Annotated in this window: 16 protein-coding genes and 1 riboswitch; of the genes, 9 read left to right on the top strand and 7 right to left on the bottom strand. The window is 69.8% G+C overall.

What is annotated here, in order from left to right:
* Positions 1-208: 208 nt before the first annotated feature.
* The 5 genes from ACIQD6_RS15745 (at position 209) to ACIQD6_RS15725 (ending at position 5,113) form a co-directional block, all read left to right on the top strand.
* Positions 209-1,048, top strand: coding sequence for a M24 family metallopeptidase (locus tag ACIQD6_RS15745; protein ID WP_401882895.1), 840 nt, complete (start codon positions 209-211; stop codon positions 1,046-1,048).
* Positions 1,045-2,892 carry an SDR family oxidoreductase gene (locus tag ACIQD6_RS15740; RefSeq protein ID WP_401882513.1) on the top strand — a complete coding sequence of 616 codons (1,848 nt, stop codon included), beginning with the start codon at positions 1,045-1,047 and terminating at the stop codon, positions 2,890-2,892. Before ACIQD6_RS15745 ends, ACIQD6_RS15740 begins: the two co-directional genes overlap by 4 nt.
* Complete coding sequence (locus tag ACIQD6_RS15735; RefSeq protein ID WP_401882511.1) at positions 2,889-3,836, top strand: metal-dependent hydrolase; 948 nt, start codon at positions 2,889-2,891, stop codon at positions 3,834-3,836. Before ACIQD6_RS15740 ends, ACIQD6_RS15735 begins: the two co-directional genes overlap by 4 nt.
* Before the next feature lie 62 nt (positions 3,837-3,898).
* Positions 3,899-4,414 carry a MerR family transcriptional regulator gene (locus ACIQD6_RS15730; protein WP_401882893.1) on the top strand — a complete coding sequence of 172 codons (516 nt, stop codon included), beginning with the start codon at positions 3,899-3,901 and terminating at the stop codon, positions 4,412-4,414.
* Between the two features lie 144 nt (positions 4,415-4,558).
* Positions 4,559-5,113, top strand: a complete 555-nt coding sequence (locus tag ACIQD6_RS15725; RefSeq protein WP_401882508.1) for an RNA 2'-phosphotransferase — start codon at positions 4,559-4,561, stop codon at positions 5,111-5,113.
* 79 nt (positions 5,114-5,192) lie between these two features.
* Here ACIQD6_RS15725 and ACIQD6_RS15720 read toward each other — a convergent pair whose 3' ends face one another.
* A complete protein-coding gene (locus tag ACIQD6_RS15720; RefSeq protein WP_401882505.1) occupies positions 5,193-6,092 on the bottom strand; it encodes an LLM class flavin-dependent oxidoreductase in 900 nt (299 codons plus the stop codon).
* Between the two features lie 218 nt (positions 6,093-6,310).
* Between ACIQD6_RS15720 and ACIQD6_RS15715 the strand changes: the two genes are divergently transcribed.
* The gene (locus ACIQD6_RS15715; RefSeq protein WP_401882502.1) at positions 6,311-7,156 is read left to right on the top strand and encodes a Cof-type HAD-IIB family hydrolase; all 846 of its coding nucleotides are present in this window, start codon (positions 6,311-6,313) and stop codon (positions 7,154-7,156) included.
* 42 nt (positions 7,157-7,198) lie between these two features.
* Here ACIQD6_RS15715 and ACIQD6_RS15710 read toward each other — a convergent pair whose 3' ends face one another.
* The 5 genes from ACIQD6_RS15710 to hisC form a co-directional block, all read right to left on the bottom strand.
* Positions 7,199-8,899, bottom strand: coding sequence for a GAF domain-containing sensor histidine kinase (locus tag ACIQD6_RS15710; protein WP_401882499.1), 1,701 nt, complete (start codon positions 8,897-8,899; stop codon positions 7,199-7,201).
* A 151-nt stretch (positions 8,900-9,050) separates the two neighbouring features.
* On the bottom strand, positions 9,051-12,608 hold the full coding sequence (cydD, locus tag ACIQD6_RS15705) for a thiol reductant ABC exporter subunit CydD (protein WP_401882496.1): 3,558 nt from the start codon (positions 12,606-12,608) through the stop codon (positions 9,051-9,053).
* A 135-nt stretch (positions 12,609-12,743) separates the two neighbouring features.
* Positions 12,744-13,742, bottom strand: a complete 999-nt coding sequence (gene cydB / locus ACIQD6_RS15700; protein WP_401882493.1) for a cytochrome d ubiquinol oxidase subunit II — start codon at positions 13,740-13,742, stop codon at positions 12,744-12,746.
* Positions 13,743-13,756: 14 nt separating this feature from the next.
* On the bottom strand, positions 13,757-15,265 hold the full coding sequence (locus tag ACIQD6_RS15695; RefSeq protein WP_401882490.1) for a cytochrome ubiquinol oxidase subunit I: 1,509 nt from the start codon (positions 15,263-15,265) through the stop codon (positions 13,757-13,759).
* 295 nt (positions 15,266-15,560) lie between these two features.
* Positions 15,561-16,640, bottom strand: a complete 1,080-nt coding sequence (gene hisC / locus ACIQD6_RS15690; protein ID WP_401882487.1) for a histidinol-phosphate transaminase — start codon at positions 16,638-16,640, stop codon at positions 15,561-15,563.
* A gap of 412 nt (positions 16,641-17,052) precedes the next feature.
* On the opposite strand from hisC, the gene ACIQD6_RS15685 reads away from it, so the two are divergent.
* From ACIQD6_RS15685 to ACIQD6_RS15675, 3 genes are all read left to right on the top strand, one after another.
* Positions 17,053-18,165 (top strand): LacI family DNA-binding transcriptional regulator, encoded by a 1,113-nt coding sequence (locus ACIQD6_RS15685; protein ID WP_401882484.1) that lies wholly within the window; start codon positions 17,053-17,055, stop codon positions 18,163-18,165.
* A 245-nt stretch (positions 18,166-18,410) separates the two neighbouring features.
* On the top strand, positions 18,411-19,511 hold the full coding sequence (locus tag ACIQD6_RS15680) for a metallophosphoesterase (RefSeq protein ID WP_401882481.1): 1,101 nt from the start codon (positions 18,411-18,413) through the stop codon (positions 19,509-19,511).
* A gap of 146 nt (positions 19,512-19,657) precedes the next feature.
* The gene (locus tag ACIQD6_RS15675; RefSeq protein ID WP_401882479.1) at positions 19,658-20,494 is read left to right on the top strand and encodes a hypothetical protein; all 837 of its coding nucleotides are present in this window, start codon (positions 19,658-19,660) and stop codon (positions 20,492-20,494) included.
* A 194-nt stretch (positions 20,495-20,688) separates the two neighbouring features.
* Here ACIQD6_RS15675 and thiC read toward each other — a convergent pair whose 3' ends face one another.
* Positions 20,689-22,533, bottom strand: coding sequence for a phosphomethylpyrimidine synthase ThiC (thiC, locus tag ACIQD6_RS15670; RefSeq protein WP_401882476.1), 1,845 nt, complete (start codon positions 22,531-22,533; stop codon positions 20,689-20,691).
* A riboswitch (TPP riboswitch) is annotated at positions 22,526-22,670 on the bottom strand. It overlaps the preceding gene by 8 nt.
* Positions 22,671-22,725 lie beyond the last annotated feature (55 nt).

Genomic DNA, 22,725 nt, shown 5'->3' with positions numbered 1-22,725 from the left:
GTCGCCACCCGGTTATCCACAGGTAACACCCGGCCCTTGACGCAGCCGTCAGGCATTGTCACATTCATCAGTGTCACATTACGAACACAGAGCGTGTCCGGGATGGGCGCGGGAGTGACCGGTGGAGGGCAAGGCGGTGACGGGAGTTGAGGCAGTGGCAGGACGCGATCCAGTGGTGGGACGCGCGGCGACGGTGGGACGCGCGACGGTGACGGACGGACCGACCGCGGAGTTGCGCGGGTTCAGAGAGGTGCAGCGCTTGGCGTACGCGTGCGCGGAGGCGGTCGCCGCGCGGCTGAGGCCGGGAGTGACCGAGCGCGAAGCGGCGCGGATGCAGCGCGAGTGGCTGCGCGCCCGGGGCGTGCGTGACTGGTTCCATCTGCCCTTCGCGTGGTTCGGGGACCGTACGGCCTTCACCGGCTTCCGGATACCGCTCCAGTTCTTCCCCACCGATCGCAGGCTGGAAGCGGGAATGCCGTTCATCCTCGACCTGGCGCCGGTGTACCGCGGCTTTACGGCCGATGTCGGATATTCGGGCTGTCTCGGCCCGCATCCCCCGCCCTTGCACGGCAGGCTTCTCGCCGACCTGGAGGCGCACCGCGAGCTGATCCTGCGCGAGGTGCGCGAGCGGCGCTCGCTCCGGGAGATCTACGAGGACGTGGACCGGCTGATGGTCCGGCAGGGGTACGCCAACCGGCATCGGGCCTATCCGTTCGGCGTCATCGCCCACAAGGTCGACCGCGTGAAGGAGCGCCGCTGGTCACCACATGTGTTCGGCTTCGGCGCACAGTCGCTCAAGGGGCTGGCGAGTGACGCGCTGCGTGGTCACCGTGACGGCTGGTCGCCACTGTGGAGCCCGTACAGATTCTCCGACCACCCGCCCGCGCCGGGGCTGTGGGCGGTCGAGCCGCATCTCGGATTCCGGGGTACGGGCGCGAAGTTCGAGGAGATTCTCGTGGTCACGGACTCCCGGGACCCGGAACAGGGCGCGTTCTGGCTGGATGACGATCTGCCGCATGTGCGGCGCTGGGCGGAGGCCGCCGTATGAGTACGAGTGGATGTGCGGGCGAAGGCGCCGGTGGGCAGACGGGCGGGCGCACGGGTGGCCGTGGGAGCGGCGGTACGGGCCTCGGGCCGACAGGGGCGCGGGAGCGCTGGGTGCGGACGGGCGGAATCGAGCTGTGCGTCGCCGAGCTGGGCGATCCGGCGCGGCCGACCGTGCTGTTCGTGCACGGCTATCCGGACAGCAAGGAGGTCTGGTCGGAGGTCGCGGGACGGCTCGCCGAGCGCTTCCACGTGGTGCTGTACGACGTACGGGGACATGGCAGGTCGACGGCGCCGGAGCCGCTGCGCGGCGGCTTCACGCTGGAGAAGCTCACGGACGACTTCCTGGCGGTCGCCGACGCGGTGAGCCCGGACCGGCCGGTCCATCTGGTCGGCCACGACTGGGGTTCCGTCCAGTCCTGGGAATTCGTCACGGTCGCGCGGACGGAGGGCCGGATCGCCTCGTTCACCTCGATGTCGGGACCGTCCCTCGACCACCTGGGGCTCTGGATCAAGCGTCGTGCGCGGCGTCCCACTCCGCGCCGGACGGGCCAACTCCTCGGGCAGAGCGCCAAGTCCTGGTACATCTACCTGCTGCATACACCCGTCCTGCCCGAGCTGGCCTGGCGCGGCCCCCTCGGCAAGCAGTGGCCGAAGATCCTCCGGCGGATGGAGAAGATCCCCGGCGGGGCGTATCCGACCTCGTCCCTGCCGCGGGACGCGGCGCACGGCGCCTGGCTCTACCGGGACAACATCCGTCCCCGGCTGCGCAGGCCGCGTACCGACGCCTACGCGCACGCGCCCGTCCAGCTGATCACGCCGACCGAGGACGCCTTCCTGTCGGAACGGCTCTACGACGGTCTGGAGGAGTGGGCACCGGGGCTGGTACGTCGCTCGCTGCCCGCCAAGCACTGGATCCCGCGGACTCGCCCCGACCAACTGGCCTCGTGGATCGGCGATTTCGTCACCGCCCACGAGGAGGGCGGAGACCCGGTCGGGGTCACGGGACCGAGCGGCCCGTACGCCGAGCGGTTCGGCGGGCAGCTCGTCCTGGTCACCGGCGCGGCCTCCGGCATCGGCCGTGCCACCGCCTTCGCGTTCGCCGAGGCGGGCGCCCGGATCGTGGCGGTCGACCGGGACGCGGAGGGGGCTGCCCGGACCGCGGAACTGGCCCGGCTGATCGGCGCCCCGGAGGCCTGGAGCGAACAGACCGACGTCGGGGACGGACAGGCGATGGAGAACCTCGCCGAAAAGGTCGCGTCGGAGTACGGCACCGTCGATGTCCTGGTCAACAACGCGGGCATCGGGCTGTCGGGAGCGTTCCTCGACACCACCACCGACGACTGGAAGCAGGTCCTGGACGTCAATCTGTGGGGCGTCATCCACGGCTGCCGGCTCTTCGGCAAACAGATGGCGGAGCGTGGCCAAGGCGGCCATATCGTCAACACCGCCTCCGCCGCGGCCTTTCAGCCGTCGAGGCTGCTGCCCGCGTACAGCACGTCCAAGGCGGCGGTGCTGATGCTCAGCGAGTGCCTGCGGGCCGAGTTGGCCGGCCAGGGCATCGGCGTGTCCGCGATCTGCCCCGGCATCGTCAACACCGGCATCACCTCCACGTCCCGCTTCGCCGGCGCCTCCGCGGAGGACGAGGAGAAGCGCAGGAAGAAGACATCGCGGCTGTACGCGCTGCGCAACTATCCGCCGGAGAAGGTCGCCGACGCCGTACTGCGCGCTGTCGTGTGCGACCAGGCCGTCGTGCCCGTCACCCCGGAGGCCCGCGGTGCGCGGCTGCTGTCCAGGATCGCGCCCAGGGTGCTGCGCGCGATCGCCCGGGTGGAGCCTCCGCTGTGAGCGCCGGGGACAGGGATCGGCGGGCGGGGCAGTACGCCATCGTGCCGCGCCGGGTCTCGTTCGACTGGCGCGAGACGCCCCTGCACTGGATACCGGACGAGCCCACCGCCACCCATGTCATCAATGTGCTGCACCTGCTGCTGCCCGCGGGCGAGCGGTGGTTCGTGAAGGTCTTCAAGGAGAGCCTGCCGCTGGTCACGGACCCCGAACTGCTCAGGGACGTCAAGGGGTTCATGGGGCAGGAGGCCACGCACAGCGTGCAGCACTCCTCCGTACTGGACCACCTGGCGAAGCAGAAGCTGGACACCGAGCCGTACACACGGCACGTGGACTTCCTCTTCGAGCGGCTGCTCGGCGAGAAGCCGCCGTGGTGGATCCCGCTGCCGGCCGGGAGGTGGCTGCTGTACCGGCTGGCGTTCGTCGCCGCGATCGAGCAGTTCACGGCCGTCCTCGGCGACTGGGTGCTGCGCGCGGAGGCGCTGGACGGGGCGGGATCGGACGAGGTCATGCTCGACCTGCTGCGCTGGCACGGTGCGGAAGAGGTGGAGCACCGGGCCGTGGCGTTCGACCTGTACGAGCACTGCGGCGGCCCGGATCCCCTGCGATACGCCCGCCGGGTCGGGACCATGTGCGTCACCGTGCCCGTGCTGCTGTGGATGTGGGGCCGGGGCGCCGCCCACCTGATCCGGCACGACCCCCGGCTCGCCGGCCGGACGCGCTACTCCCTGCGTGAGCACAACAAGGCTGTCGGCAAAGGCCTGTTGCCGGCCTGGCGCGACCTGGGCGCGGCGATACCCCGCTACTTCCGGCGGTCGTACCACCCTTCGCGGGAGGGCTCGCTGCGCCGGGCCGTCGAGTATCTGGCGCACTCCCCGGCGGCCCGTGCGGCGGCCGGAGAGGCCTCGGGCGCGGCGGGCCGCGCGGCTCGGGGACACGGGCGGTGAACGTGCCGGGACCGGAGACCGGGCAGACCGGGCGGACCCGGCGATCGGCGCCGTCGGACGGGATCGGGGCAGCGTCCTCGTCCGGCACCGAGTACCGGATCGAGGGACTGGCGCAGGCGAGCGGCGCCACGGTCCGTACGATCCGCGCCTACCAGGACCGCGGCCTGCTGCCCCGCCCGGAGCGGCGCGGGCGGGCCAATGTGTACGGCGACGTCCATCTCGCCCGGCTGCGGCAGATCGCCGGTCTGCTGGGCCGAGGCTACTCCCTGGCCTCCGTCAAGGACCTGCTGGAGGCCTGGAACACAGGGCGCGGTCTGGGCGGGGTGCTCGGTCTGGTCGAGGTGCACGGGCCCCGCACCGACATGGAGCTTCGCGCACAGATCGAGCACACCGCCCCTCTCCCGGACGCCGAGGCCGTCACGGTGGCGCTGCCCGCCGACACGATTCGGTCCGTACAGAGGCTGGTTGGCCAGGAGAACATCGCGGCCTTCGTCACCGCCGCAACAGAACGAGAGCTTCAGGCAAGGACCTTGGACGGACTCACCACAACACACAGACAAAGCAGCGATATTGACTAAATAGGCTAAAAGACCAGGTCCGTTGTCCACAGAATCGCCAAATCGCCTGTGGATAAGCGGAGTTGGTTGTGGATCAAACCTATGGACCACGACCATTTCAAAAATGGTTGGCCGAGCGCCGACACCACCCGGCACTCTGTCCGTATGACCGGAATATCCGACGAACGACGCACCGTGAAGGTGTCCAAGTACCTTTCAAAGCATCTGCGCCATCAGCCCGAGCGGATCGGTATCGCTCTCGACGCGAACGGCTGGGTGGCGGTCGACGAACTGATCCGCGCGGCCGCCGAACACGGCTTCCGGATGTGCCGCGCCGAACTCGACCACGCGGTCGCCGTCAATGACAAACAGCGCTTCATGATCGACGGCGACCGGATCCGCGCCAACCAGGGGCACACCGTCGCGGTCGACCTGGAACTGGCACCGGCCGAGCCGCCGGCGTACCTCTACCACGGCACCGTCGCCCGCAACCTGAACGCGATACGGGCCGAAGGGCTGCGCCCCATGGCCCGCCACCACGTACATCTCTCGCCCGACCGCGACACCGCGACCCGGGTCGGCGCCCGCCGCGGCCGGCCCGTCGTGCTGCCGGTGGACGCGGGAGCGATGCACCGCCGCGGCCTGGTGTTCCACATGAGCGCCAACGGAGTCTGGCTCACCGAATCCGTGCCGCCGCGGTACCTGCGATTCCCCGGCTGACGGGCCCCGCCCCGCCGCCCAGGACACCGCGTACGACGGTCGCGCACCACGGCGACGTACCACGGCCGCGTACGACGGACTATGTCCGGAGCTGTGCCAGTGCCTCCGTGGCGATCCTCTCGAAGACCCGCTGATCGGCGGCGAAATCCGAATCAGGGATCGGCGCGTGCACCGCGATCTCGGTGATCCCCAGCTCGAAGTGCCTGCCCGCGAAGTCCACGAACGCGTCGAGGGACTCCATCGGTCCGCTCCGTTCCGGGGTGAAGCCGGTGAGCAGGATCTTCTCGATCCCCGACACGTCCCTCCCGATCTCCGCACAGGCCTTGCCGAGCCGCTCGATCTGCCCGCGGATGGCCGCGCGGGACTGCTCCGGCGTACCCGACTCGAACAGCTTCGGATCGCCCGTCGTCACCCAGGCCCGGCCATGACCGGCGGCCAGCTTCAGCCCGCGCGGACCGGTGGCCGCGACCGCGAAGGGCAGCCGGGGCCGCTGCACGCATCCCGGGATGTCACGAGCCTCGACGGCCGAGTAGAAGGTCCCGTCGTACGTCACCGAATCCTCGGTCAGCAGCCGGTCGAGCAGCTCTACGAACTCCGCGAACCGGTCGGCCCGCTCCCTCGGCGTCCACGCCTCCTGACCCAGCGCCGTGGCGTCGAAGCCCGTACCGCCCGCGCCGATGCCCAGTGTGACGCGCCCGCCGGAGACATCGTCCAGCGAGATCAGCTCCTTGGCGAGCGTCACCGGATGCCTGAAGTTCGGCGAGGTCACCAGCGTCCCGAGGCGGATGCGCGAGGTGGCGGCGGCAGCGGCCGTCAGCGTGGGGACCGCACCGAACCACGGGCCGTCGCGGAAGGTCCGCCAGGAGAGATGGTCGTACGTGTAGGCGGTGTCGAAACCGAGCCGCTCGGCGCGCTGCCACTCGTCGCGGCCACCGTCGTGCCAGCGGCGGACAGGAAGGATCACAGTACTCAGACGCATGTTGCGACCCTATGCGGGTTCGTCGCGTCGGAGGCGTCCCTCTTGAGCCCCACCCGCGCAGAGAACCGTCCCGGAGGACCGTCCCGGAAGACCGTGCGGGCCGAGTACGGTCCCGGAGGACCGTACGGAGCCCGGCGCCCGTGACAGCGCCGTCCCACGCCCTCTCAGATGTGCGCCCCTCCGCCCGACCGTGCACGCCGGTACGCGAGAATGACCCCGTGACCTCGCCTACCGACTCCCCTCTCCCCGCCCGGCCCCGGCTGATCGCCACCGACCTGGACGGCACCCTGCTGCACGACGACAAGTCCGTCTCGGAACGTACGATCGCCGCGCTCGCCGCAGCCGAGAAGGCGGGCATCGAGGTCTTCTTCGTCACCGGCCGCCCGGCCCGCTGGATGGATGTCGTCAGCGACCATGTGCACGGCCACGGACTGGCGATCTGCGCCAACGGCGCCGCGGTCGTCGATCTGCGCGCCGGCGGGGAGCTGCTGAAGGTCCGCCCCCTGCACCGCGAGACCGCCCTGGATGTCGTACGGAGCCTGCGCGACGCCGCCCCGGGGACGACCTTCGCGATCGAGCTGACCACCGGTATCCACTACGAACCGGCGTATCCGCCCTTCCACCAGGACCCGGGCGCCACCGTCGCCACCGCGGAGAAGCTCCTCCACGAGACGGACCCGAACGCCGCCGCCCCCATGGTCAAGCTGCTCGCGCACCACCCCGACCTGACCCCCGACGCCTTCCTCGCACTGGCCCGTACGGCGGCGGGCGACCGCGTCTCCATCACCCGCTCCAGCCCCACGGCCCTGCTGGAGATAAGCGACCTGGGCGTGAGCAAGGCGAGCACGCTCGCGCTCTGCTGCGCCGAGCGCGGCATCTCCTCCGACGAGGTCGTCGCCTTCGGCGACATGCCGAACGACCTGGAGATGCTGACCTGGGCCGGGATGTCGTACGCGATGGGAAACGCGCACCCGGACGTGCTGGCGACCGCCTCCGGACGGACGGCCGCCAACAACGAGGACGGCGTCGCGGTCGTGATCGAGCAGATCCTGGCGAGGGTGTAGTACGACCGGCGCCCGCCACCCGTGTCCTTCCGCCCCTCCTGATCACAGCGGCGCCTCCCAGGTCACCGTCGTACCGGCCTCCCCGAGCCCCCGTTCGCATGTGCTCGTACCGCCCAGCGACTCGGCCCGCCGCCGCAGATTGCGCAGTCCGCTGCGCCGCCCACCCGCCGGGATGCCCACCCCGTCGTCCGTGACCGTCAGCCGGACCGCGCCCCGGCCGTCGGGCAGCCGTACGGTGGCGTCGACGACGACCTCGACGCGGGTCGCGTGCGCGTGCCGGAACGCGTTGGAGAGAGCCTCACGGAGGGCGGCGATCAGATTCTTCCCGGCGAGTTCACCGACCACGCCGTCGATCTGGCCGACGAAGCGGTGGGCGGGCCGGAAGCCCAGGGGCACGGCCGCCATGGTGATCTCCCGCAGGACGCGGGTCCGCACCCCTGACGGCGCCTCGGCCGGTCCACGCTGCAACGCGAAGATGGCCGTACGGATCTCCTGAATCGTCACGTCCAGTTCGTCGACCGCCTTGTCGATGCCCTGGTGCACCTCGGGCGCGACGGGCCCGCGCTGGGCGCTCGCCAGCGTCATCCCGGTGGCGAACAGCCGCTGGATGACAAGGTCGTGCAGATCGCGCGCGATCCGGTCGCGGTCCTCCAGGACGGCCAGCCGCTCCCGGTCGCGCTGCGCCTCGGCCATCATCAGCGCCAGCGCCGCCTGCGAGGCGAACCGGCCGGCCAGGCCCCGTTCCGTCTCACCGAAACGGCGAGCGCCCCGGTCGCGGGGCATGACGAGCGCGCCGAGCACCCGGCCGTCGGTACGCAGCGGCAGCAGCATGATCGGGCCGAAACCGGCCGTCAGCCGCGACGTCAGCCGCGGATCGGTGGCCGCGTCGTCCACGAAGAGCGATTCGCCGGCCAGCAGGGCCGTGGTGACCGGACTCCGGCTTGGGAAGAGGTAGCCGAGCCGGACGGTGGGGTGGTCGGGGGAGACGGCCACGATCTCCAGACTGCCGTCCTCCGTGCGCAGCAGCACCACGCCCACGGCGGACTCCGAAAGCCGGCAGGCCTGTTCCGCGACGACGGCGAGGGCGTCGTCGGCATCGCCGCTGGAGAGCAGCGCGGTGGTGACGGCCACCGAGCCGTCGATCCACCGCTCACGCTGCCGGGCCGCCTCGGACAGCCGGGCATTGCTGATGGCGATCCCGGCCTCGGTGGCGAGCACGCGCACCATGTGCAGGTCGGCGCCGCTGAATTCGGCACCACCCGACTTCTCGGCCAGATAGAGATTGCCGAAGACCTCGTCCCGTACCCGGATGGGGACACCGAGGAATGACTTCATCGGCGGATGGCCCGGAGGGAATCCGGCAGCGCGCGGATCGGCCGTCAGATCGGCGAGCCGGATGGGCCCCGGACGCCGGATCAGAGCACCGAGGAGCCCGCTGCGCCCATCCGGCCCGTGCCCGATCCGCCGGGCCACGTCCTCGTCGACTCCGTACGTCACAAAGTCGGAGAGGCCCTCACCGGTCTCGTCGACGACACCGATCGCGGCGTACCGGGCGCCGACGAGTTCGGCCGCGGTCCCGCAGATCCGGTCGAGGGTGGCGTGCAGCCCCTGGCCCTCGCCGGCGGAACACATCGCTTCCAGGAGTTGTGGCACGCGCGCGGTGGTTTCGGCGGACAGGCCCTCAAGGCTGCCGGCCGCGCGGGCGGCCGCTTCGAGGGGGTCCATGGATTCGGGCGCTTCCATGACCTGAGCCTAGTAAGTCCTATTTGATAGGGAAAGTTGACTTCTGTACACCGTCCCGAATACCGGCCTTCGCATCTGTCCGGGCATCGCCCCGAGTACCGTCCCATGGCGAGGCCCGCGCACCACCCCGCGCCCAGGTATGTGCGCCGCTTTACGTACCGGTCCTGGCTCCGTCCTGGGCATCGAGCAGGTCACCGGCACGCTCGCGCTCCAGCATCCGCCGCAGCGGCCCCTCGTCGGCGGCCAGTTCGGCGTACGGACCGCGCTGTACGGAACGGCCTCCGTCGAGCACGATCACCTCGTCGACCGTGTCGAGCCCCTGAAGCCGGTGCGTGATGAGCAGCGTCGTCCGCCCCTCGGTCGCCGCCAGCAGATCGGCCGTCAACGCGTCCGCCGTGGCCAGGTCCAGATGCTCCGCGGGTTCGTCCAGGACCAGCACGGGGAAGTCGGCCAGCAGCGCGCGGGCCAGCGCGAGCCGCTGCCGCTGGCCGCCGGACAGCTGGGCGCCGTACTCACCGACATGCGTGTCGAGGCCGGCGGGCAGGGCGTCGACCCAGTCGAGCAGCCGGGCCCGCCGCAGGGCGTCGCGCAGTTCGTCCTCGGTCGCGTCCGTACGCGCGAGCCGGAGGTTCTCCCGTACGGAACTGTCGAAGAGGTGCGCGTCCTGGGCGCACAGCCCGACGAAGCGCCGGACGGTGTCCCCGTCGAGCGTGGCCGCGTCCGTACCGCCGAGGCTGCACGTCCCCTCACGCGCGTCCAGGAAGCGCAGCAGCACCTGGGCGAGCGTGGTCTTGCCCGAACCCGAGGGCCCGACGACGGCGACACGCTTCCCGGCGGTCAGCGTCAGGTCGAGGCCGCTGAGCGCGTCCCGCCGCTGCCCCGCGTACCGCGCTGACAGCCCCCGTACCTCCAGCGGGAACGGCGATACGGGCACGGGGGCGGGCCGCTCCGGCTCGTGTACGGGCACGGGGGCGTCCAGCACCTCGCACACCCGCTCCGCTCCCCGCCTGGACCGCTGCCGGTAGCGCACGGCGAGGGGCAGGCCGGTGACCGCCTCGAACGCGGCGAGCGGGGTCAGGACGATCACGGCCAGTTCGACGCCCGCGAGCCGTCCGTCGTGTACGGCCCGGACACCCACGACCGAGGCTGCTGCCACGGTCAGCCCGCAGGCCAGGGCGGAGAGCCCGCCGCCGAGCGCGAGGGCGGTGGCGCCCCGCGAGGCGATGGCCGTCAGCGTCCCGTCGGCCTCGCGCACCTGGCGCATACGGCGCTTGAGCGCGCCCGCGACGGTCAACTCCGCGGTGCCCCTGAGCAGATCGGTGACCCGGGTGGCCAGCAGGCCGCGTGCCGGGGCCAGTCGACGCTCCGCTCGGCGGGCACTGGCACCGCTCAGGAGCGGCACGCCCACACCGGCGACGAGCAGCCCGACGGCCAGTACGGCACCCGCCTCCGGCAGCAGCCACGCGGTGAACCCGACGGCGCCCGCACCGACGAGCAGGGCGGTGCCGACCGGGAGCAGCCACCGCAACCAGTAGTCCTGGAGTTCGTCCACATCGGCGACGAGCCGGGACAGCAGATCCCCGCGCCGGGCCGTGCGCAGCCCGGCGGGCGCGATGCGCTCCAGCCGCCGGTAGACGGAGACCCTGAGGTCGGCGAGCATTCTGAGTACCGCGTCGTGCGACACGATCCGCTCGGCGTACCGGAAGACGGCCCGGCCGATTCCGAAGGCGCGGGTCGCCGTGACCGCGACCATCAGGTAGAGAACGGGGGGCTGCTCGGAAGCACGCGAGATGAGCCACCCGGACACCGCCATGAGCCCGACGGCGGAACCGAGTGCGCAGCTCCCGAGGAGCAGCGCGAGCGCGAAGCGGCCGCGGAGCGTCCCGGCGGCGGCCCGCATCCGCGCGAGCGGATCCCGGGACGACGTGGCGGACTCGTCGGCCGCGTCGAAGGAGGTGATAGGTGCGGCGCGTTCACCGGCAGCGGACCCCATGGCCCCGGCGGTCCCCGTGACCATGCCCGCCTCCACGCGCCGAAGCGCTGCCGCCCCCTCGCCGAAGCCGGCTTCCCCAGCAGGCATCTCCGCCAGCGGGATCACCCGGTCCGCCACCGCGAGCAGCGCCGGCCGGTGGACGACCAGCAGCACCGTACGGCCCGCCGCCAGCCGCCGCACCGCGTCCACGATCCCCGCTTCGGTCTCACCGTCGAGCGCCGCCGTGGGCTCGTCCAGCAGCAGCAGCGGCCGGTCGGCGAGAAACGCCCGTGCCAGCGCGAGCCGTTGGCGCTGACCGGCCGAGAGCCCCGCCCCGTCCTCGCCGAGCACCGTCTCCAGGCCCTGGGGGAGCGCCGCCACGAAGGCGTCCGCCCCCGCGTCCCGCAGCGCGTCCCGTACCTCCGTGTCGTCCGCGTCCGGCCGGGCCAGGCGTACGTTCTCCGCGATCGTCCCCGCGAAGAGATACGGCTGCTGCGGGACCCATGCGATCCGTTCCCGCCAGCGGTCCAGGTCGAGGGACGACAACTCCCGGCCGTCCACCCGGACATGGCCCTCGTCGGGTACGGCGAACCCGAGCAGCACATTGAGCAGCGTGGTCTTCCCGACACCGCTCGGACCGACCAGGGCGACCGTCTCCCCCGGCTCGACGGTCAGTGTGGCCGCGTCCAGCGAGGGCTCCGTACGCCCGTGATGGCGGACCGTCACACCGTCCAGCTCCAGCCGCGGCGCCTCGGGCACCTCTCCCGTACCTCCCGCCGGAGGCTCCGTCTCCAGGACCGCGAAGATCTCCTCGGCGGCCGAAAGCCCCTCGGCCGCCGCGTGGTACTGCGCCCCCACCTGCCGGATCGGCAGATACGCCTCGGGCGCCAGGATGAGCACCACCAGGCCGGTGTACAGATCGAGGTCCCCGTGGACGAGCCGCATGCCGATGCCGACCGCGACCAGCGCGACCGACAGCGTGGAGAGCAGTTCCAGCGCGAATGACGACAGGAAGGCGATCCGCAGCGTGCGCAGGGTGGCCTGCCGGTACTCCGAGGTGATCGCGCGGATGGACTCGGCCTGCGCCTTGGCCCGGCCGAACACCTTGAGGGTCGGCAGTCCGGCGACCACGTCCAGGAAGTGGCCCGACAGCCGGGACAGCAGCCGCCACTGACGGTCCATCCGGGCCTGGGTGGCCCAGCCGATGAGCACCATGAACATCGGGATCAGCGGCAGGGTCACCACGATGACGGCCGCCGAGACCCAGTCCTCGGTGACGATCCGCGCCAGGACCGCGACCGGTACCACCACCGCGAGCCCCAGCTGCGGCAGATAGCGCGAGAAGTAGTCGTCCAGGGCGTCGATGCCGCGCGTGGCGAGCGCGACCAGCGAGCCGGTGCGCTGTCCTGTCAGCCAACCGGGCCCCAGTTCGGCCGCCCGGTCCAGCAGCCGCCCGCGCAGTTCGGACTTGACGGCGGCGCCGGCCCGATGGGCGGCCAGCTCGGTCAGCCAGGAGACCAGACCGCGCCCGACGGCGACCGCCGCCAGCAGAAGCAGCGGAGTGCGCAGACCGGAGCCGTCGGATCCACGCTCGAAGGCGCCCACCACCACCTCGGCGATCAGCATCGCCTGGGCGACGACCAGCCCCGCACCGGCCAGCCCGAGAACCACCACGGCTGCCAGGAAGAATCGGGTGGCCCGGGCATACCGGAGCAGACGCGGGTCGATTGGTTTCACGTGAAACACCTACTCCTACGGCTCTGCCGCACTCCTACGGGTCCGCCCCGCTCCTACGGTCCTACGGGTTCCGCCCCGCTCCTACGGCTCCGGCTCTACGCGTCAGCGATGTCTGCCGCGCGTCACCGGTATCTGCTACGCGTCAGCGATGTGCTGGGTACCGATCCGCTTGCGGAACACCCAGTACGTCCAGCCCTGGTAGAGCAGCACGATCGGCGTCGCGATCCCCGCGCACCAGGTCATGATCTTCAGCGTGTACGGGCTGGACGAGGCGTTCGTGACCGTGAGGCTCCACGTCTCGTTCAGCGAGGACGCCAGGACGTTCGGGAACAGCGTCAGGAAGAGCATCGAGACCGCCGCCACGATCGTCACCCCGGAGAACGCGAACGACCACCCCTCGCGACCCGCCGCGATGGCCCCGATCGCGACGACCAGCGCGGCCATGGCGACGATCATCGCGACGAGGCTCTTGCCGTCACCGTTGTCGGCCTGGGTCCAGAGCAGGAAGCCGAGCGTCACAACGGCGGTGACCGCTCCCAGGACGAGCGCGAGCTTCCTCGCCCGGTCCCGGATGTCCCCCAGCGTCTTGAGCGCGGCGAACACCGCGCCGTGGAAGGTGAAGAGGGTCAGGGTCACCAGCCCGCCCAGGATCGCGTACGGGCTGAACAGATCCCCGAGGCTCCCGACGTACTCCTTGTGCGCGTCGATCTTCATGCCGTGCACGATGTTGCCGAACACGACCCCCCACAGCACGGCGGGGATCAGCGAGGTCCAGAAGATCGTGTGCTCCCAGTTGCGCTGCCACTTCTCCTCGGTCCTCTTGGCCCGGTACTCGAAGGCGACACCGCGCAGGATCAGACAGATCAGGATGAGCAGCGTCGGCAGGTAGAAGCCCGAGAAGAGCGTGGCGTACCAGTCGGGGAAGGCGGCGAAGGTGCCGCCCACGGCGCTGAGCAGCCAGACCTCGTTGCCGTCCCAGACGGGCCCGATGGTGTTGATGAGGACCCGTCGCTCCTTGCGGTCGCGGGCCAGCAGCTTGGTCAGGACCCCGATACCGAAGTCGAATCCTTCAAGGAAGAAGTAGCCGATCCAGAGGACGGCGATCAGGACGAACCAGACGTCGTGGAGTTCCATAGCTCCTCAACTCCTCAGTACGAGAAGGCCATCGGCCGGTCGGCGTCCGCATGGTCGCCGCCGATCTTGGTGGGCGGGTTGAGGTCGTCGTCCGTGAGTTCGGGCGGCCCGGCCTTGACGTACTTCAGCATCAGCTTGACCTCGATGACCGCGAGGACCGCGTACAGCAGGGTGAAGACGATCATCGAGATGAGCACCTCGATCTGGGAGACGCCGGGGGAGACCGCGTCGGACGTACGCAGCACTCCGTACACGACCCATGGCTGGCGTCCCGTCTCGGTGAAGATCCAGCCCCAGGAGTTGGCGATCAGCGGGAAGAGCAGCGTCCAGAGGGCGGTGATCCAGTACCACTTGGCGAACTTCGGACTGAGCGCCTTGTTGTGGAAGAGCACCAGATTCGGCACTTCGTCCTCCCCCGTTCGCAGCGCGGGTGGCAGCAGGAACCTCTTACGGGTCAGCCAGAGGCCGAGCAGGCCGATGGCGAAGGACGCCATTCCGAACCCGATCATCCAGCGGAAGCCCCAGTAGGCGACGGGGATGTTGGGCCGGTAGTCACCGGGCCCGTACTTCTCCTGTTCGGCCTTGTTGACGTCGTTGATGCCGGGGACATGCGAGGTGAAGTCGTTGTTGGCGAGGAAGGAGAGCAGCCCGGGGATCTCGATGGCGACGTCGTTGCGCCCCTTCTCGACGTCCCCGTAGGCGAACACGGAGAACGGAGCGGGCGCCTCGCCCTCCCAGAGAGCCTCGGCTGCGGCCATCTTCATCGGCTGCTGCTTGAACATGACCTTGCCGAGGGTGTCGCCGCTGATGGCGGTGAACATTCCGGCGATCACGACGGTGATCAGGCCGAGCCGCAGCGAGGTCCGCATCACCGGTATGTGCTTCTTACGGGCCAGGTGGAAGGCCGCGATACCGACCATGAAGGCGCCGCCGACAAGGAAGGCGGCCGTCAGGGTGTGGAAGAACTGGGTGAGCGCGGTGTCCTGGGTGAGCACCTTCCAGAAGTCGGTGAGCTCGGCCCGCCCCGATTCCTTGTTGATCCGGTAGCCGACCGGGTGCTGCATCCAGGAGTTGGCCGCCAGGATGAAGTACGCGGAGAGGATCGTGCCGATCGAGACCATCCACATACAGGCCAGGTGGATCTTCTTCGGGAGCTTGTCCCAGCCGAAGATCCACAGTCCGATGAAGGTGGACTCGAAGAAGAAGGCGATGAGCGCCTCGAAGGCGAGCGGAGCGCCGAAGACGTCACCGACGAACCGCGAGTAGTCGGACCAGTTCATCCCGAACTGGAACTCCTGGACGATGCCGGTGACGACACCCATCGCGATGTTGATCAGGAACAGCTTGCCCCAGAACTTGGTCGCCCTGAGGTACTTGGGATTCTCCGTACGGACCCAGGCGGTCTCCAGTCCCGCCGTGAGCGCGGCGAGCGAGATCGTCAGGGGGACGAAGAGGAAGTGGTAGACGGTGGTGATGCCGAACTGCCAGCGCGCCAGGGTCTCCGGCGCCAGTGCGAGCTCCACGTCGCTTCTCCTTTCTCCTTGCATCGCCGTGATCAGACGGCAGCTTGCCCCTTTCGCCCTGGACGTAAGGGCGGGAACCGGGACACGCTTGTGAACGCGTTCACATTCACAAGCATTATGTCGCACGCCCTTCCGGATCTTCGTGGGGGGGGTCCCCGAAGGACGGAGGACCGTCCCGCGTCAAGAGCGCGAACAAGGGGACGGCCTGAAATGACCGTCCCCTACCGGAGAACGACCGTCCCTCACCGGAAACCGGACCGTCCCCCGCCCACCGCCCGACCGCCATCCGGCCCGGCTACAGCTCCTTGCGGAACGCCTCGGCCGACCGCAGGAACAGGTCGTTCGCCTCGGGTTCGCCGATCGTGACCCGTACTCCCTCGCCCGCGAAGGGCCGTACGACCACGCCCGCCGCCTCACACGCCGCCGCGAAGTCGAGCGTGCGCCCGCCGAGCCGCAGCCAGACGAAATTGGCCTGTGTCCCGGGTACGGTCCAGCCCTGGCCGACCAGCCCCCGGTACACCCGCGCACGCTCGGCGACCAGCGCGCCGACCCGCCCCATCAGTTCGTCCTCGGCCCGCAGCGAGGCGACCGCCGCCTCCTGTGCGATCTGGCTCACACCGAAGGGGACCGCGGTCTTCCGCAGCGCGGCGGCCACCGGCTCGTGCGCGATCGCGAAACCGACCCGCAGACCGGCCAGACCGTACGCCTTGGAGAAGGTACGCAGCACGGCCACATTCGGGCGGTCACGGTAGAGGTCGACCCCGTCCGGCACCTCGGCGTCCCGGATGAACTCGCGGTACGCCTCGTCCAGCACCACCAGCACATCGCCCGGCACCCGGTCGAGGAACCGTTCCAGCTCGGCCCTGCGCACCACCGTGCCGGTCGGGTTGTTGGGGTTGCAGACGAAGATCAGCCGGGTCCGCTCGGTGATCGCGTCGGCCATCGCGTCCAGGTCGTGCACCTCACCGGCGGTCAGCGGCACCTGTATGGAGGCCGCGCCGGAGATCTGGGTGATGATCGGGTACGCCTCGAAGGAGCGCCAGGCGTAGATGACCTCGTCACCGGGGCCCGCGGTGGCCTGAAGCAGCTGCTGGGCGACGCCCACCGAGCCCGTGCCGGTCGCCAGGTGCGAGGCGGGCACTCCGAAGCGGTCGGCCAGCTCGTTCGTCAGGCCGGTACAGGCCAGGTCCGGGTAGCGGTTGAAGACCCCGGCGGCCGAGATCGCCTGCTCCATCACCCCGGGAAGCGGCGGATACGGGTTCTCGTTGGAGGACAGCTTGTACGCGGCGGGCCCGCCGGACGCCGCCGGCTTGCCCGGCTTGTACGTGGGAACGCCGTCCAGCTCGGCTCGCAGCTTGGGGCTCTTCTCGCTCACCGCAGGTCCTCCTCGGCCGTTCACTGATCCATACGGCTTCAATACTGCTCACACCACCGCTTCAATACTGCTCACCCTATGAGGATTCGTGGCCGCTGCGAATGGCGGGCATCGTGAAAGCGTGGACACGTCGGGAGACGGCCGCGGCGAGGGGGAGCACTTGACGCCCTGACGCGCGCCGGTGGCTCGCGCCGTGGCGCGCGTCGCCCGTAGTGGTGAGTTGAGACCTCTTCGAAACATGGGCCCATCGACAGGTCCATCCCGCTCGTTGCATGGAAGAACGTAGCTACACCCCCCAACCTCCTGTCCATCCATGGCCGTTGGGTATTTTCGACCATGCAGAAACGTGACTGCGTACGGGTGAATATGCGACCGGCCCTACCGCCCGCCCGAGCCCTACTATCGGCTCGCCATGACAGCAGCAGGGAAACACCAGGTGAGCCGGACGGACACAACCCGCCGGGGCAGCCGGCAAGGTCGGGCGGGCATCCGGGACGTGGCCGCCGCAGCCGGTGTCTCCATCACGACTGTCTCGGACGCGCTCAACGGCAAGGGCCGCTTACCCGACGCCACACGACGCCATGTCCGAGAAGTCGCAGAGCGCCTCGGCTACCGGCCGTCCGCCGCGGCCCGAACCCTCCGTACCGGCAAATCGGGCCTGATCGGCCTGACCGTGACGACGTACGGGGATGAACCTTTCACCTTTACCGAGTTCGCCTACTTCGCCGAGATGGCCAGGGCCGCGACCTCCGCCGCGCTCGCCCGCGGCTACGCCCTCGTCATCCTCCCCGCCACATCCCGCCATGACGTCTGGTCGAACGTCGCCCTCGACGGCACCGTCGTCATCGACCCCTCCGACCACGATCCGGTCGTCACCGAACTCGTCCGCCAGGGCCTTCCCGTCGTCTCCGACGGCCGGCCCGCGGGCACCCTCCCCGTCACCGCCTGGGTCGACAACGACCACGAGGAAGCCGTCCTCGGCCTCCTCGACCATCTCGCCGACGCCGGAGCCCGCCGTATCGGCCTCCTCACCGGCACCACCACGGACACCTACACCCGGCTCTCCACCACCGCGTATCTGCAGTGGTGCGAGCGCGTCGGCCAGGACCCGGTCTACGAGTCCTACCCCGCCCACGACCCGTGCGCCGGGGCCGTCGCCGCCGACCGGCTGCTGGCCCGCCCCGACCGCCCCGACGCCGTCTACGGGCTCTTCGACCCCAACGGCACCGATCTGCTCGCCGCCGCCCGGCGGTACGGGCTGCGCGTACCCGAGGACCTGCTGCTGGTCTGCTGCAGCGAGTCCACCGTGTACGCCTCCACCGAACCGCCCATCACGACGCTCTCGCTCAAACCACGCCGTATCGGCACCGCCGTCATCCAGCTCCTCATCGACGCCATCGAAGGTCTCGACACCGGCCGGCCGGTCGAGCAGGTCATACCGACCGAACTGATCGTCCGGACCTCGTCACAAAGGCGTCCGCCACGCACCACGGTGAGCGCGCCCCGGTCCCCCACGGGCGATTGACCGAGTCGCCCAGGGGATCACCGAAGGACCAGACCATTCGCATTTCGGATGACCCATGCGAAAACGGTCGTAGATCCGGCGGTGCAATCGGATTCACCACCCCTGGTGCGTCACAGAGGGCGAGCGGCATTCCTATGATGGGCGCACGACACCACGGACCTTGTCCTATCGCCGGTGGGCTCACCCCCACCGGACCGGGCGAGGACCGAGAGGTGTACGGCGGCACGACGGTGGTGGAGGGGTCGATGACACAGGGGGCCGGCCAGGGACCTGTGGTGCGTACGGCGACGTTGCGCGACTTCCGCGTACCGCCTTACGCCCAGGTTCCCGTGCAGTCAGGAGAGCCCGGGGAGACGGGCCCCGTTACCGGTGGCCCGTCCGGGCATCCCGGCAACGCGGTCCCGAGCAACGAGCCGCCGGAGGGCTACACGCCCACCGCACGCGATCTTCCGGTGATCAACCGCGGGGACACGCTCCAGGTGCCCGTGGCCGCTGCCGAGACGAGCGGGCCCGACGGCCACGGCCCGCTCTATGTCGTCGGCGACGTGCACGGCTACCTCGACGAACTCGTCGCCGCACTGTCCGAGCAGAACCTCATCGACGCGGACGGCCACTGGTCGGCGGGCAACGCCCGCCTCTGGTTCCTCGGCGACTTCACCGACCGCGGCCCCGACGGCATCGGCGTCATCGACCTCGTCATGCGGCTCTCCGCCGAAGCGGCCGCCGCCGGCGGCTACTGCAAGGCCCTGATGGGCAATCACGAACTGCTGCTCATCGGCGCGAAGCGGTTCGGCGACACCCACGTCAACTCCGGTGCGGGCACCGCCACCTTCCAGGCGGCGTGGCTTCTCAACGGCGGCCAGCGCACCGACATGGAGCGCCTCCAGGACGTCCATCTCCAGTGGATGTCCCGGCTCGACGCGGTCGTCGAGCAGGACGGGCATCTGCTGATGCACTCCGACACCACGGCTTATCTGGACTACGGATCCACCATCGAGGACGTGAACGAGACCGTTCATCAGATCCTCACCCGCAATGACGCCGACGAATGCTGGGATTTGTTCCGCAAGCTCACCAAACGCTTCGCGTTCCGTGACGAGGGCGGCCCGCAGGCTGTTCAGGAACTGCTCTCCCAGTACGGCGGCCACCGCGTCGTCCACGGCCACAGCCCGATTCCCTATCTCCTCGGCGAAGTCGGCACAGAAGACGCGTCGGACGACGAAGGCGACACGGACCCAGTGGTGGAAGGGCCGCACGTATATGCCGATGGACTTGCCATCGCCATGGACGGTGGCGTCACCATGGCGGGAAAGCTGCTGGTGGTACAGCTTCCGCTGGATAAGTGAATCCACGCGGACGTGTGATTTACGCAAACCCCCTGTCACCTTGAGCCGAAACAGCTCTACCATCGGCTTATCCGTAGCAGGCTCTCCTCCGTTTCCGCCAACTGCCCGTTCCACACGGGCAACCAGGCCTTACGGAGTATCGGGGGATGCACATGAACAGCGCTCCGCACCTGCTGAGCGAGGATCGCGCGGATTTCGAGCGGATCCTCGACGACGCACTTCGTAATGCGCATGACCGTCCCGACCTCGCCGAGGTCGGGAAGCGGCTCAACGCCGAGCAACTGCGCACCATGGCCCTGAACGCCACAGCGCTGATCACCACGGCCGCCGCCGCCGAGTACGAGCATTACGCGACGATCCGCGAGGAATCCCGCTCGCCGGCCTCCGTCGCCTCCGGCTCCGTCCGCGATTCCGTCCTGGCCCCGGACGAGAGCGAAGAGACGGATTCCGGCGCGGGGTTCACAGCCGTCATCACCGTGCTGGTGCCTGTCCTCGGAGGTACCGCGGCGGCGATCTTCCTGCTCGTCGGCTACCTCCTCAAAGCACTCGATCCGGCGCCCGCCTTCGCCAACAGCATGCTGGCCGTCGGCTGGTTCTTCGGCGCCATCACCGTGGTCGGCATCCTGGCCGCCGCGGTCGGCCTGCTGATCACGGCCCTGCGCAACGGAGCGACCCAGCTCCCGGCCGAGGAAACGGGCGGCGGGGAGCTGTCGGACGAGGTGGGCCGCGCACGAGAAGCCTGGCGCCACGCCCTGCTGGAGCGGGGCATCCTGCCCTTCCTCCGGGCCGCCCTGGCCGACCCCAGCTCCGACCCGGCCGCGCCGGGGCCGCCCCGCTCGGTGAAGACCCTCCCCACGATCGGCTACAGCCGCCCGAACTACTCCAGCCCCGGCGAAGGCTCCACCGCCGGCCGGCGCCCGACCTTCTCCAGCCCGGACTTCACCAGCCCCGACTTCGGCGGACCGGAGCACAAGCCGGAATAGCCCCGGCCCGTGCTCCGATCCGTAGAGCCCCGTACTCGGATCCGTAGCGACCCGTGCTCCGATCCGTGGCGTCCCGCGCCCTGCGGCCCTGGAGGAGCCCGGAGGCAGGAGGAGCCCCGCCTGAGCGACTCAGTCCCCCGCGGAGGGGCTCCAGGCGGCTCCCAGCCCGTGCTGCGGCGCCCGCTGCCGGGCTCTCAGTCCGCCAGCGGCAGATAGACCCGGTTACCGGCCGCGGCGAACTCCTGGGACTTCTCCGCCATTCCGGCCTCGATCTCCGCCGCGTCCGCCGCCTCACCGTCGGAGACCCCGGCTGCCCCCATGTCGCCGCCGTGCCGGCGCCTGATGTCCTGAGAGATCTTCATCGAACAGAACTTGGGCCCGCACATCGAGCAGAAGTGCGCGGTCTTCGCCGGTTCGGCCGGCAGGGTCTCGTCGTGGAACTCCCGCGCTGTGTCCGGGTCGAGAGCCAGATTGAACTGGTCTTCCCAGCGGAACTCGAACCGCGCGTCCGAGAGCGCGTCGTCCCAGTCCTGTGCCCCCGGGTGCCCCTTGGCGAGGTCCGCCGCATGGGCCGCGATCTTGTAGGTGATGACACCCGTCTTGACGTCGTCGCGGTCCGGCAGGCCGAGGTGTTCCTTGGGGGTGACGTAGCAGAGCATCGCCGTGCCCCACCACGCGATCATCGCTGCCCCGATGCCGGAGGTGATGTGGTCGTACGCCGGAGCCACATCCGTGGTCAGCGGGCCGAGCGTGTAGAACGGTGCCTCCTCGCAGATCTCCTGCTGAAGGTCGATGTTCTCCTTGATCTTGTGCATCGGGACATGTCCCGGGCCTTCGATCATCGTCTGTACGCCCAGCCGCTTGGCGGTCGAGTTCAACTCCCCCAGCGTGCGCAGCTCGGCGAACTGCGCCTCGTCGTTGGCGTCCGCGATGGAGCCCGGCCGCAGGCCGTCCCCCAGGGAGTACGTCACGTCGTACGCCGCGAGGATCTCGCACAGCTCTTCGAAGTTCTCGTACAGGAACGACTCCTTGTGGTGCGCGAGGCACCACGCGGCCATGATCGAGCCGCCGCGCGAGACGATGCCGGTCTTACGGCGGGCCGTCAGCGGCACGTACCGCAGCAGTACACCGGCATGGACCGTCATGTAGTCGACGCCCTGCTCGGCCTGCTCGATGACCGTGTCCTTGTAGATGTCCCAGGTCAGCTCCTCGGCCTTGCCGTCGACCTTCTCGAGCGCCTGGTAGAGCGGCACGGTACCGATGGGCACGGGGGAGTTGCGCAGCACCCACTCGCGGGTGGTGTGGATATTGCGGCCGGTGGAGAGGTCCATGACCGTGTCGGCTCCCCAGCGGGTCGCCCACGTCATCTTCTCCACCTCCTCCTCGATGGAGGACGTCACGGCCGAGTTGCCGATATTGGCGTTGACCTTCACCAGGAATCGCTTGCCGATGATCATCGGCTCGATCTCCGGGTGATTGACGTTGGCCGGCAGTACGGCACGGCCTGCGGCGATCTCCTCGCGGACGACCTCCGGGGACACGTTCTCCCGGATGGCGACGTACTCCATCTCGGAGGTGATCTCCCCGCGGCGGGCATACGTGAGCTGGGTCACCGCCTGCCCGCTCCGGCCCCGGCGCGGCCGGCGCTGCCGGCCGGGAAAGACGGCGTCGAGACCCCGCAGATCGGTCGCTCCGCTCCGGAGAAGCCCCTCGCGCGGCGACGTGTGCTTGAGCCCGTCGTCCTCCGGGCGGGCCGGTCGGCCCGCGTATTCCTCGGTGTCCCCGCGCCCGATGATCCAGTTCTCCCGCAGCGGCTCGAGGCCGTGGCGTACATCGGTGTCGACAGTGGGGTCGGTGTACGGACCGGACGTGTCGTACAGCGTCACGTCCTTGCCGTTGGTGAGGTGCACTTGGCGGACCGGCACATGAAGATCCGGGCGCGAACCCTCGATGTATCCCTTGTGCCAGCCGATGGGCCGTCCGGCCTCGCTCGGAGTCTCCGAGCCGGAGGCAGGCGTGTGTGCGTCCTGATGGGTCATGAGACCTACTCCCTACGCCGGCATTACCCGGTAACAGGTTCAGCGGTCGGCGCAGCGCAGGAGTCCAGGAGATGCTCCCGGGCCTACACAGTCAGCGCCCTCTCAGCCCGGTGCTCCGAGCTCCCGCGTGTGCAAAGGTGCCCCCACGCTAGCGTCAGTTCCGGCGTGCTGAACAGAGGGGGCCTTCTTTGC

This window comes from Streptomyces sp. NPDC088400 (genome assembly GCF_044753355.1).
Lineage (GTDB): Bacteria > Actinomycetota > Actinomycetes > Streptomycetales > Streptomycetaceae > Streptomyces.
Note: the sequence above shows the minus strand (reverse complement) of the source record. Positions and strands in the feature narration are given on the sequence as shown.